The organism is Leisingera sp. (assembly GCF_034669605.1).
Lineage (GTDB): Bacteria > Pseudomonadota > Alphaproteobacteria > Rhodobacterales > Rhodobacteraceae > Leisingera.
In genome coordinates, this window is the sequence record NZ_JAXMOX010000153.1 from 1 (window position 1) to 11,690 (window position 11,690).

Annotated in this window: 12 protein-coding genes and 1 pseudogene; 8 read left to right on the forward strand and 5 right to left on the reverse strand. The window is 59.5% G+C overall.

Annotated elements, in window-relative coordinates:
- Positions 1–277 (reverse strand): annotated as a pseudogene (locus tag VOI29_RS17325) (acyl-CoA thioesterase II); the annotation flags it as partial.
- A gap of 153 nt (positions 278–430) precedes the next feature.
- On the opposite strand from VOI29_RS17325, the gene VOI29_RS17330 reads away from it, so the two are divergent.
- The 8 genes from VOI29_RS17330 to VOI29_RS17365 all read left to right on the forward strand — a co-directional run bounded on the left by VOI29_RS17330 (position 431) and on the right by VOI29_RS17365 (position 8,464).
- Entirely contained in the window at positions 431–2,395 is a 1,965-nt protein-coding gene (locus VOI29_RS17330; protein ID WP_323781427.1) for an alpha/beta hydrolase, read from the forward strand.
- Between the two features lie 244 nt (positions 2,396–2,639).
- A complete protein-coding gene (locus VOI29_RS17335) occupies positions 2,640–3,518 on the forward strand; it encodes a MurR/RpiR family transcriptional regulator (protein ID WP_323781431.1) in 879 nt (292 codons plus the stop codon).
- Between the two features lie 31 nt (positions 3,519–3,549).
- Complete coding sequence (locus VOI29_RS17340; protein WP_323781435.1) at positions 3,550–4,326, forward strand: ABC transporter substrate-binding protein; 777 nt, start codon at positions 3,550–3,552, stop codon at positions 4,324–4,326.
- 33 nt (positions 4,327–4,359) lie between these two features.
- Positions 4,360–5,067: an ABC transporter permease subunit gene (locus tag VOI29_RS17345; RefSeq protein ID WP_323781438.1), complete on the forward strand. Its 708-nt coding sequence runs from the start codon at positions 4,360–4,362 to the stop codon at positions 5,065–5,067.
- A gap of 1 nt (position 5,068) precedes the next feature.
- Positions 5,069–5,803 (forward strand): ABC transporter permease, encoded by a 735-nt coding sequence (locus VOI29_RS17350; RefSeq protein ID WP_323781441.1) that lies wholly within the window; start codon positions 5,069–5,071, stop codon positions 5,801–5,803.
- The gene (locus VOI29_RS17355) at positions 5,800–6,558 is read left to right on the forward strand and encodes an ABC transporter ATP-binding protein (protein ID WP_323781443.1); all 759 of its coding nucleotides are present in this window, start codon (positions 5,800–5,802) and stop codon (positions 6,556–6,558) included. Before VOI29_RS17350 ends, VOI29_RS17355 begins: the two co-directional genes overlap by 4 nt.
- 44 nt (positions 6,559–6,602) lie before the next feature.
- Complete coding sequence (gene menC, locus VOI29_RS17360; RefSeq protein ID WP_323781446.1) at positions 6,603–7,736, forward strand: o-succinylbenzoate synthase; 1,134 nt, start codon at positions 6,603–6,605, stop codon at positions 7,734–7,736.
- A complete protein-coding gene (locus VOI29_RS17365; RefSeq protein WP_323781449.1) occupies positions 7,733–8,464 on the forward strand; it encodes a GNAT family N-acetyltransferase in 732 nt (243 codons plus the stop codon). The genes menC and VOI29_RS17365 overlap by 4 nt, the downstream gene beginning before the upstream one ends.
- Positions 8,465–8,621: 157 nt before the next feature.
- Here the strand turns inward: VOI29_RS17365 and VOI29_RS17370 are convergent, their stop codons facing one another.
- The 4 genes from VOI29_RS17370 to VOI29_RS17385 form a co-directional block, all read right to left on the reverse strand.
- Entirely contained in the window at positions 8,622–8,882 is a 261-nt protein-coding gene (locus VOI29_RS17370) for a DDE-type integrase/transposase/recombinase (RefSeq protein WP_323781451.1), read from the reverse strand.
- A 231-nt stretch (positions 8,883–9,113) separates the two neighbouring features.
- A complete protein-coding gene (locus tag VOI29_RS17375; protein ID WP_416361558.1) occupies positions 9,114–9,482 on the reverse strand; it encodes an HIT family protein in 369 nt (122 codons plus the stop codon).
- A gap of 700 nt (positions 9,483–10,182) precedes the next feature.
- Positions 10,183–10,620, reverse strand: a complete 438-nt coding sequence (gene rnk, locus VOI29_RS17380; protein ID WP_323781458.1) for a nucleoside diphosphate kinase regulator — start codon at positions 10,618–10,620, stop codon at positions 10,183–10,185.
- Between the two features lie 85 nt (positions 10,621–10,705).
- The gene (locus VOI29_RS17385) at positions 10,706–11,134 is read right to left on the reverse strand and encodes a hypothetical protein (RefSeq protein WP_323781460.1); all 429 of its coding nucleotides are present in this window, start codon (positions 11,132–11,134) and stop codon (positions 10,706–10,708) included.
- Positions 11,135–11,690 lie beyond the last annotated feature (556 nt).

Here is an 11,690-nt window from a genome sequence, read left to right on the forward strand (position 1 = left end):
AGTCCGAGGCATAAGCCATCAGGATATGCTGCAGCTCAGGTCCGGCCCCTTTGGCCGCTTCCATTCTGATCCACATATGATTGATATCGGTGGTTTCTTCCGGCTCCAGCGGGTCGCGCGGCGCAACTTCGCGGATCTCGAAGGGCCGCGGTCTGGTGAATTCTCCGCGCTCGGCCGGGTCGACCCGGAACGCATTGCGCAAGAGAATTTTGTCACGCGGCTCCAGCGCCGCCGGCGCCGGAACATCTCGCAGCTGATTGTCGTGTCCGGTATTCATGAAAATTCGTCGCGCGTCCCGCGCCGATCGACGCCGGGTTGACAGTCGAGATGCTCTCGCTTCCTGCGATCCAGGTCGGCCAGCTGTGTCAAACTTTAAAAATCGCTTTAAGTGTGATACGTTAAGTCCAGCTCAACTAAAGGATTACTGCTCATGTGGCGCGGATGGCTGTGTGCTTTGGTGGCAACCCTAGCATTTCCAGCGGCGGCTCAGGAGATTGCTGAGTTGCGTATTGCGATGCCTGTGAGCAGCGGGCAATTGCCGCGGGAAATGGCGGAACTGGTTATTGAAGCGGAAGCCTGGCAGCAACTTGACAGCAAGGTAGTATTGCTGCGCACGGACCGTCCCGTGAAAGAGCTGCTGCAGGAGGGAGAGGCCGACTTGGGATTTGTACCATTGTGGCTGGCCTCGGATCCTGACGAACGCCAGTTGGGGGTGGCGAGTATCCTTCACCAGCCATTTGGCGGACTTGGTTCCGGCGGCACTGCAAGACTTCTGGAAACCGGGTTCAGGGATGCCGCACTCATGGATCTGGGGCAAAGGGGCTTCTTTACCCTGTCCTTTGCCAGCCTCGGGGCCAGCAGTCTCATTTCGTCCTTGGATCTCAATACAGCCGCGGAGATTGAGGGCCTAAAGGCGACAGAGTTTGAGCCAGATGGCACCGGGCTCGACGCTCTTGGAGCAAGCCTGCAGCGCGGTCAAATTCAGGACATGGGAAAAGCTTTACAGGACAGAAGCATCGAAATCGCAGAAACTCTTTGGAGTGAAAACGTTACAAGTCTCGCGTCGGAACAGAAGCTGCAAAGTGTTCTCACCGGTTATTCTTCGCTGGTTCTGGCTGCTCAGGTGCGGCCAGAAACCTGGGGCGCATTTTCCGAGCGCCAACGGCGCCACATCCGCGCTGCGCTTTTGCAAATTGAAGAACAGAGTTTCGTGAACGCAGAGAGCGACATCGCGGCATTGCAGGCGCAGCTTTCCGAACTGGGAGTGAAGACAATTCCTTTCGCCGAAGTAGCGGGCGAGGAGGGGCGGCAGCGGATGGCTTTAGCCTGGGCTGAGCGGGGAGAGAACCGTGTTTTTGCTCTTGAACTGTTTGAAACGGCCCTGGCGGAAGCCGCTGAACCGCAGCCGGCGCCAAATCCAGAGGACGAGGGGGGGCTGGTGCCGGAGAGCAAGCCTTTGATTTACTTCGCGACCGACCGGGAACGCGACTACACAGGAGACCTCGCCACTGAATTCGGGGTCGAGCAAATCACGGAGGCGCGCTACCACTGCGGCAGGGTAGAGTGGCAGAAGAATAAGCGCCGCGACAGCGACAATCTTTATGCTGGCAGCATCTCCCTTGCCGGACGCCTCAGTGCAGACAACGGGTGTATCTCCGATCTGGCCGGGCCACTGAAGTCACAGCGGGTCCTGCTCTTCATTCACGGGTACAGCAACTCTTTTGAAACAGCCGTGAAGCGCGTCATTGCAGTGGCTGAAGATGTTGGTTGGCAGGGCCCGGTGCTTTTGTGGAGCTGGCCATCCTGGGGGGAGCGTTCTGCGTATCTGGCAGATGCCCAGCACATCAACGACAGCCGCCGCAGGCTGGAAGGGTTTCTGAGGGATCTGACGCAAGCCACTGACGGTATGACGATGGTTCTGGCGGCCCATAGCATGGGCGGGCGGCTGGGTGTTGAAATCGTGTACCAATTCGCGGGACCAACGGCCGACAGCCTTGAGCGTGCGGTCTTTGTGGCCCCTGACGTGTCCGGAAATGCATTCTCCGACATGATTGCGCATTCGGGACATAATCACCCGGTCACGCTTTACGCACACCGGAAGGATTGCCCGCTGAAAGCGTCAGCGCACAGGTTCAACAACGACCAGCCCCGTGCCGGTCAAGGCGGACCGGATCTGATCGTTCTCGGTGGGCTTGAGACCGTGGATGCATCTTATGTCCGGGACAGAAGAGTGTGCGGGAACCATACTTACACTTTTGACAGGCCCAAAGCGCAGATGGACTTGAAAATGCTGCTCACAGACGGCGCGCCGGCCTGCGTTCGCAAACTTGAAAGGGCCACCCGCAACGGAACCCTCTATTGGCTGATTTCAAGAGGCACGGTTCCGTGCCGCTGACCTGAAGGGATGCTCATCACGTCCGCCAGAGCGCATACTGGAGTCGGGTGAAGGCCTGCGGAAATCAGCGTTCAGGCATCTGCCAATCGAAGCCGGCAGCCGGCTTGACAGGATTCACAATCATTGCAGCGTCTTGTCCGGATAATCGCGAGGCGGAATGATAGTTTTATGAATTTTATTGACCAGATGAAAGTTTTCTTGCATCCTGGCTCAACGGTCCACCATCATCGCAAGGTCCACCAGATTGCCTTCTCCCGTCCGCTCCAAACTAGCCCATGCCCTTGAAACCGGTTCGAAAGCCGAGCGGACTATTGCCAATTACATGCTGAGCGCCTTGGAGCAGGTTCCGTTCGAAACAGCCGCCAGCCTCGCCGCAAAAGTCGGGGTGAGCGAGGCCACCGTCGGGCGCTTCTGCCGCAGCAACGGATACGCGAGCTTCAAGGATCTGAAAGAGCATTTGAAGGGCGACTTGGGCGACCATCCCTGGCTGGTTAGCGACCGGCTGAATGATTTGCGGAAAACCGCCCGCGATGATGAAAGCCACCTTTCCCAGGGCATGGAACTGGAAATCGCAGCAGTCGTGCGGATCTACGAACATGCCCGCACCCCCGAATGGCGGACTTCTGTCGCCAGACTGGCCCGGACGCAACATGTCTATGTGGCCGGTTTCCAGACCGAACGCGGGATCGCTCAGTATTTTGCCAACCAGATGCAATACCTGCGCGACCAGGTGACCCTGCTCGACCTGGCGGGCGGCAATTTCGCCGAAGTGCTGGCCGCAGACGGGGAGGCCTGCCTGGTGATCTTTGAGGCCCGCCGCTATTCCCGGTTGGCCAAGCTTCTGGCACGCGAGGCCAAGAAGGCCGGCATTCCGGTGACCCTGATCACGGACGTTTTCTGCGACTGGGGCCACGAATCCGCCGACGAGGTTTTTGCCGTGCCGACCCAATTCAATCAGTTCTGGGATTCCACGGCACAGATGGCAAGTCTGGCAAATCTCATGATCAATGGCGTGTTTATGGAACTGGGCCCGCAGGTCGAAAAACGCCTGAACCGGATAGCAGAACTTTACGGCCGCTTCACCGGCCACGTCGGCGACCCGGTCGCCGCCATAGAGAAATAACCAAATCTTGGGAACGACAGGAGGAAACCCCATGACATTGAAGACCACACTGGCCCTCGCTTTGGCCACCGGTTCGATTGCCGCCAGCGCAGCCTCGGCAGACGGGCTGCGGCTGGGCACTGAAGGCGCCTACCCTCCGTTCAACTACATCGAATCCGACGGCAAGATTGCAGGCTTCGACGTGGAGATCGGGCTGGAACTGTGCAAGCGCATCGGTGAGGACTGCGAAGTGGTGGCGCAGGATTGGGACGGTATCATTCCGGGTCTCCTGGCCAACAAATACGATTTCATCATCGCCTCTATGTTCATCACCGAAGAGCGCAAGAAGCAGGTCGATTTCACCGATCCCTACTATTTGGCCGCCATGACCCATGTTGTTCCTAAAGGTTCGGACATCAGCGATTTCAACCCTGAGGCGCTGGCTGACAAGGTGATCGGGGCGCAGTCCGGCACCACCCAGGCCGATTACATCGAAGCGGCCTATCCGGATGCCGACATCCGCCTTTATCCGACCCAGGACGAAGTCAACCTCGACATGGCGTCGGGCCGGATCGATCTGCAGGTCGGGGACATGCTGCCGATGCTTGATTGGACCACCAAGTCCGATGACGGCAGCTGCTGCGAACTGGCAGGCGAACCGATCACCGATCCGGCCTTCGTCGGCGACGGTGTCGGCATTGCCGTGCGCCAGGAGGATGACGCGTTGCGCGAAAAGCTGAACGCTGCATTGGCGGAGATCCGCGCTGACGGTACTTACAAGGTGATCAACGACAAGTATTTCGACATCGATGTCTACACGATGAAGTGACCGGAATGTCCCTCCAGCCTGAAAAGATAATCCATGTTTGAACTGTTCTCATATGGCGATGCCGGCTGGGGGGACGAAATCTTGCGGGGGCTGGCGATCACAGTGCAACTGGCGATCGCCACTCTCCCTGTCGGGTTGTTCCTCGGCTTCCTGGCCGCCTTCGCTTCAATGTCCAGACTGTTGCCGCTGCGGTTTCTGGGGGTTGGCTACACCACTATCATGCGCGGCCTTCCCGAAATTCTGACCCTGTTTGTGGTCTATAACGGTGCTGGCCTTGTGCTGAATGCGGCGGTGCAGTGGTGGGCGCCGGATGCCTCTCCCACTGACTTCAGTCCCTTCGCGGCTGGGGTGGTGGCTCTTGGAATGGTGTTCGGCGCATTTGCCGGCGAAGTGCTGCGCGGCGCGTTCCAGTCGCTCGACATGGGCCAGGCAGAGGCCGGGCGGGCGATCGGCATGACCGGCCGCCAGATCTTCCTGCGCATTCAGCTGCCGCAAGTCTGGCGCTTTGCGCTGCCCGGGCTGGGCAACCTTTGGATCAACATGCTGAAGGATACAGCGCTGGTTTCGGTCATTGCGCTGGATGACCTGATGCGCATGACCAAGGTTGCCGTCGGGGTGACCAAGCAACCCTTCACCTTCTATCTGCTGGCCTGCCTGATCTACTGGGCCATGTGCGTTCTGTCAGAACTGGTACTGGCGCAGATGGAACGCCGCGCCAATCGCGGCATTCGGAGGGCATGAGATGAACCCGCTCGAAGTACTCGCGCAATACTGGCCCCGGCTGCTTGACGGCACCCTGATGACCATCAAGCTGACGCTGCTGGGCGCGCTTATCGCCGCATTGGTGTCACCGGCCTTTGCGCTGATCCGCGTCCATGCGTCACCGAGGGCACAAGCACCGCTCCGCCTTTATGTCTCATTCATGCGCGGCACGCCGATCCTGGCGCAGCTCTTTCTGATCTTCTACGGTTCGGGCCAGTTCCGGCCCTTTCTTCAGGAATGGGGGCTGTGGGCCTTTTTCCGCGACCCGTTTAATTGTGCGCTTTTGGCCTTTGCCCTCAACTCCACCGCCTATCAGACCGAGATCCTGCGGGGCGGAATCCTGGGGGTTCCGCGCGGCGAAATCGAAGCCGCCAAGGCCATCGGAATGAGCCGGATCAGGAGCCTGAGCCGGGTCGTGTTTCCGCATGCTTACCGTATCGCCTGGCCTGCACTCGGCAACGAGGTGATCCTGCTGATGAAGGCCAGTGCGCTGGCCAGCGTGGTCACCGTCTTTGATGTGATGGGCCGCACCCGGCAGATCTTCTCCAAGACCTTCGACTTCTCGGTCTATCTCTGGGCAGCATTGATCTATCTCTGCATCACGGCGGTTTTTGTCCTGCTCTGGCGGCAGGCTGAGCGCCGTCTCAGCCGCCATATTGACGCCCGGCACAAGACCCAAAGCACCGGCCAACATTTTAAGGATACGCGGGCATGACCCAACCGGATATCATTCTGAAAGCCGAAGACATTCACAAATCCTTCGGCAATGTCGAGGTGCTCAAGGGCATTACGCTCGAGGCGCGGAACCATGACGTGATCTCAATCCTGGGCTCATCGGGCTCGGGCAAATCGACTTTCCTGCGCTGCCTCAACTTTCTTGAAACGCCGTCCTCGGGCAAAGTGACCGTGCACGGCGAAGAAATCCTGGTAAAGAACGGCAGGCCGCAGAATGCGCGCCACATCGAGGCCATCCGCGCGCGGCTGGGCATGGTATTCCAGCAGTTCAACCTCTGGACCCACCGCACTGTGTTGGAAAATGTGATGGAAGGCCCGATCCAGGTCAAACGCGAAGCTAGGGCCGAGGCCCGTGAGCGTGCGGAAACCCTTTTGAAGCGGGTCGGCCTGGAAGACCGGATGCAGATGTATCCCGCGCAGCTGTCCGGCGGCCAGCAGCAGCGCGTGGCGATTGCCCGCGCCCTGGCAATGGAGCCGGATGCGATCCTCTTTGACGAGCCCACTTCAGCCCTCGACCCCGAACTGGTCGGCGAGGTGCTGAAGGTGATGCAGGACCTTGCCGCCGAGGGGCGCACGATGATCGTCGTGACCCACGAGATGGGGTTTGCCCGCGAAGTGTCCTCGGAGGTGGTCTTCCTGCACGAAGGCCGCATCGCCGAACAGGGCCCCCCCGAAGAGATGTTCACCAACCCCAAAACAGAAGAATTCCGCCGTTTCATCGCCAAGGCGATGTGACCCCGGCCCCTACGCAGGTTTTAGAAATGTCCAGTAATGTCCCCATGACTCCCGTCCCCCCGCGCTCCGGCATCCGCATCGAAAGCGCCGAGCTGCGTATTGTGAGCCTGCCGCTGCTCACCCCCTTCGTGATTTCCTCCGGCACCATGACTGCCAAGACCTTTCCGCTGCTGGTGCTCAAGGGCGAAGGCATTGAGGGCGTGGCCGAAGCGGTAATGGACCCAGCTCCGGACTACCTGGAGGAAATCATTTCCGGTGCCATGGCCTTCCTGCGCGAAGTGCTGCTGCCGCAAATCGTCGGTAAGCGTTTTGCCTCGCCCTATGAGCTGCAGCCGATCCTGTCACCCTGGCGTGGCAACCGCATGGCCAAGGCGGTGGTTGAGATGGCATTCTGGGATCTGTGGTCCAGGAGTCTCGGCCTGCCGCTGCAAGCGGCCCTGGGCGGCACCGGCGATCATGTCGACGTGGGGGTGAGCCTTGGCATCGCGCCGGCCGACACCACGCTGGAGCGGGTCAGCGCCGCAGTCGAACAGGGCTACAAGCGCACCAAGTTGACGATTGCGCAGGGCCATGATGTCCGCATCATCGAGGCAGTGCGGGCCGAATTTCCCGATATCAAGCTGACCGTCGACGCCAACACCGACTACGGGCTGGCGGATCTGCCGGTCCTGCAGGCGCTGGATTCCTTTGCGCTGGATTACATCGAGCAGCCGCTCGCCCATGACGACATCCACGATCACGCCAAGGTGCAGCGTGAGCTGAAGACCGCAGTCTGCCTCGACGAAAGCATCCGCAGCGCCAGCGACGCGCGCAAGGCGCTGGAAACCGGCGCCGCGCGGGTCATCAACATCAAGGTCGGCCGCGTCGGCGGCTTTGCCGAAGCGCGCGCCATCCACGACACCTGCGCCGCATTTGGGGTGCCGGTCTGGTGCGGCGGCATGCTGGAAAGCGGCATCGGCCGGGCGCACAACATCCACCTCGCAACACTTGCCAATTTCACCAAGCCCGGTGACACCTCAAGCGCCAGCCGCTATTTCGCGCGAGACATCACCAACGAACCTCTCGAAGCCTCCAATGGTGAAATGCCGGTTCCCGCAAATGGACCGGGCATCGGAGTGACCCTCGATCGGGACTACCTCGCTTCTGTTACCGATCACGCCGAGGAAATTTCCGCATGAACACGTTGAACACGGGACTGGTTTTGCGCGAACTGGACGGCGTGGCCGAACTCAAACACTCGGAGTCCTTCCAGAAAGAGGTCTGGGGCGAAAACGACCCGCCGGACAATTCCGATCTGATGCTGGCGATCCAGCATGAAGGCGGCCTTGTGGCGGGTGCCTTCAAGGACGGGCGGATGCTTGGCTTCCTGTTTGGATTTCCAACCAGCCAGCCGCATATCCAGCATTCTCACCGGCTGGCCGTGCACCCCGACAGCCGCGGCTTGGGGTTGGGATTGAAATTGAAATGGTTTCAGCGTGACTGGTGCCTGAAGCGCGGCATCACCCTGGTCCGCTGGACTTACGACCCGCTGCGCCGCATCAACGCAGGGCTGAATATCGCCCGCCTGGGCGGTACGGCCAAGACCTATTACGAAGATTATTACGGCAAAATGGCGGGCATCAATGCTGGTGTTCCCTCAGACCGCCTGCTGGTCGACTGGAACCTCACCTCTCCCCGTGTTGAGGCATTGGCGGAGGGGGGGAGAACCTTTGGTCCCGACGATGCGGAAGGCTCCATGTCTGTCGTTATCCCCGAAGATCTGGACAGGCTTCTGGCGTCGGATCTTGACACGGCAATCTCAGAGCGGATGCGAGTGCGGGAAGAAATGACCTCGGCCTTCGCAGAAGGATACAAGGTTGACGGATTTGACGCCGAGACCTGCCGTTATTATTTGACCAGATCCTGAAGCGCAGCATGGGCTCCATTGCACCAATCCGCTGACCGCCGAGGCCCCTATCCCTGGACCGGCTTACGTCTCCGCTTTTGGGATAGGGCTGCCGCGTGGCATCGAATGATCTGAAGCCCAGCAGCCGCTATGTCAGTCTCATAATAAAGCGGTGATATTACACCGCGGTATTGTTAAGGTATTGGACCTGCAGCATTTCGACCAGCCAGCACCAGTGCTTGAGTATCAGAAGGAAGTTCATCCGCGCCAGGCTGGCCAAGGTCGCGCGGCTCCTGCCGATCACCGCCCTGCCCGGCCAGCCGTTGCTCTGGATATTGCGGGCAAAGAACGTGGCAGCCGCAGCCGCGTCGCGGTGTTCTGAGAATTTTAAATCAACGACACCCCATCCTCTCTGACCGCTTGACAGAGGGAGACCCACTAACCTTTCACCTGGGCGCATGTTCATTTAGTGAGCAGCTGACGGTGTGCGGAATCCGGTGTCTACCACCTGCAAGATTCTGTCTGAAATTACTCTGTTAGCATTTCAACTCATCGCTCACGGTATCATCCAGACCTATTGCCTGTTGTCAGGGCTTATGTTCGCGGGGTGGTCCAGGGCTTCGGCGGCGGAAACCTCGATAGTCCGGCCGCTATTGCAGCGGATGGGCCGTTATCCCTTGCGGAGTTTCCGGGCAATTTCTTCCATTTCGGAGTCAGGAAGTTGCGCTGGCATGGTGAATGCGTCATGGCCTGCCGAGAGGTAGGCCTGTGAGGTCACGTCATGCACATGGTGCATAGGCACCACATGAGCGTGCGCATGAGCCACATGAATGCCAGTATAAAACATCGCTACGCGCTCGACCTCATACAACCGCTTCATTCGCCGCGCCAGGCGTTGTGCGCAACCGGTGATCCGCGTTGCCAAATCCTCAGGCAGATCCTCGAACCAGACATGATGTGCTTTGGGGATGACAAGAACATGGCCCGCCCGGATCGGATGCAGGTCCAGAAAGGCCAGGATGTGATCGTCCTCATACACGCGATGAGCGGGCAAATCTCCGGACGCGATCCGGCAAAACAGGCAACTGTCATTCATCTATTTGTCTTTCATCCACCCCCATCGGGGCCTTGTGCGGCTTATCTAGTTTGCCGACGGGCACAATTGCAATTACTTGAGTGGCGGGCCGGACTGCAGCCCCCCTACCCGCATCATGCCCGGCAGGAAACCGCACGCGGCGGCGCATCCCAGACATGGGTTTTTTCCAGCGTTAAGGCGAGGGTCCGATCTCCCATCTAGCAATAAAACCCGCAAACCGTGAGTTCCGCTTTTGCCTGCCTCAGCGCAATGGCACCCTGGTCTTTGCTGCGTCGGATCCCAAGTATTGGCACACTCTCGTCCGTGCCGGAAATGTGCCAAGGTTCCGCACCTGTTTCTGACCGGCTTCTGGGCGCGAAAGCAAGCTTAGCACGGGGCTCGGTCCCGGAACCGGGTCAGGCAATGGGGGCAACGCCCCGCAGCGGAGCGCGGCACACTTGCGCCGCAGCTCGAACAGTTTTCCGGGAGTCTGACTTGAGACATATCGATACCCTATTTTCGCAAACATCAGAGTTCAGAGGATGGCTTGCCCCAGGGTTCGCACGGAGTGTGCGGCTCCCCGGGGCCGGGGCGGAATCAAAGCGTCTGGGTAGCGCCGTGCTCTGCAGGCTGTTCCCATCACGGCTTAAGGGGCGCTTCCCTGCTAAAGGGCGTTGCCATGCTGTGCTTCCGGCTCGACTTTTAGCACCGTCAAGGATCGCTCTTCGCCATCACGTGCCGTCCAGCGGAAAGACGCGCCTTCGGACAGGCCGATAAGCGCCACGCCGACCGGCGTCATCAGTGAAATCCGGCCTTCGGAAATATCGGCATCCTCGGGGAACGCCGGTGTCACCGTATTGGACTGGCCGGTAGTTTCGTCGCGATAGGTGACTGCGCGCCCTATCGCCACGACATCACCGCGCAGTTTGCTGGTGGACACGATTTTGGCACGTTCGATTTCCTCCAGCAGCCGGTCAGCCAATTCAGGAGTACGGGTCAGGGCACCCTCAGCCAGTGCTTCAAGTCTGTCCAGCGTCTCGCGGGCAAGTACGACTTTGGGTTGGCGCCGCGGTGCGCGGGTGGCGGTGTTCGGCGTGATCATGAGTTTATCCTTCTTTAAGCACCGGATAACCGGTGGTTCGCTTCCTTGGTTTTCACGGTGGCTGACCCGCTGAAACGGGTATCGTTCAGGACGGGCTGAAGACCTTTAGAACAACTAGCGTGGCAGGGTTGCCGTCGTCGCAAGGCAATGGCGCCTTTTGCAGGATCCGCATCCCCAAAAGCGTCGCGCCCAGGACCGAAGCAACCATGATCGGGCGCTGCGCTGGCACCGCGCCGATCGCAAGGGTGCCCCGCTGGGCGCCGCCCCCGCTGATCATGAATTCAATGCGGCGGCCGGACACTACCAAGTCATTGGGGACTGGTCCGGATATGCGTCTTGCGCCGTCGTATTTGGTATGCAGAATTGCTGCTGCCTCCGACGACAAGGCCTCCGAGGCCAATAGCTGCTCAAGCCTGTCTGCATCGCTGTCGGTCAGCGCATAGTCATGAGGTTCAATGTTCGGGAAGAATACCCGCGGTCCGGCCAGGCAGCCGGTTTTTTCACAAGTAAGCACGATCGCTCTCCACAAACGGGCGTTGCCCGTCGCAAGCGGGAAATGCCCGCTATCCAGGTTTTAGGGTGAAGAAACCTCGGGAGGCCGCGAAAACGCGCGTTTCAGGCCGCCCGAGGAAACGGGCGGTTCAGAAGAAGAAACCGTGCATATGACTCGCGGATAATCATGCGGGTAAGATGGTCACCAGTCATATGGAAGTCAAGCCTCCCCCCAGGTCTACTTGCGAAAGGGCCATGCAGCGGCGCGGCCATGGCCATATACGCTCGAGTTTCCCTGGGAATCTCGGATGTATCCGCCCGCCTGATTAAAAGGTTCGTTTTTATTTAGCATCGCGCCGGACCCCACTGCAGGTTTCACATCGAGAAACAACCGCATTTTTTAACGCACTGAGGGGGTCATCCTTTTCTTTCTGATCGTGTCCGGCGGGGACGCTCCGATTACAGGCTAACAGCAAGCGGTCTTGCCGCATGCAATCTGTGCGTCAAGTGTGGTCGCCGGTCGGGCGCGGGGCTGCCTGCGCTCAGCCCGCCCGGTTGAAGAAGGCCCTGGCAAAACC

Excerpts from the sequence above, each read along its gene's own strand:
- VOI29_RS17330 (WP_323781427.1), top strand. The coding sequence starts at position 431 with ATGTGGCGCGGATGGCTGTGTGCTTTGGTGGCAACCCTAGCATTTCCA.
- VOI29_RS17340 (WP_323781435.1), top strand. The coding sequence starts at position 3,550 with ATGACATTGAAGACCACACTGGCCCTCGCTTTGGCCACCGGTTCGATT.
- VOI29_RS17345 (WP_323781438.1), top strand. The coding sequence starts at position 4,360 with ATGTTTGAACTGTTCTCATATGGCGATGCCGGCTGGGGGGACGAAATC.
- VOI29_RS17350 (WP_323781441.1), top strand. The coding sequence starts at position 5,069 with ATGAACCCGCTCGAAGTACTCGCGCAATACTGGCCCCGGCTGCTTGAC.
- VOI29_RS17355 (WP_323781443.1), top strand. The coding sequence starts at position 5,800 with ATGACCCAACCGGATATCATTCTGAAAGCCGAAGACATTCACAAATCC.
- menC (WP_323781446.1), top strand. The coding sequence starts at position 6,603 with ATGACTCCCGTCCCCCCGCGCTCCGGCATCCGCATCGAAAGCGCCGAG.
- VOI29_RS17365 (WP_323781449.1), top strand. The coding sequence starts at position 7,733 with ATGAACACGTTGAACACGGGACTGGTTTTGCGCGAACTGGACGGCGTG.
- rnk (WP_323781458.1), bottom strand. The coding sequence starts at position 10,620 with ATGATCACGCCGAACACCGCCACCCGCGCACCGCGGCGCCAACCCAAA.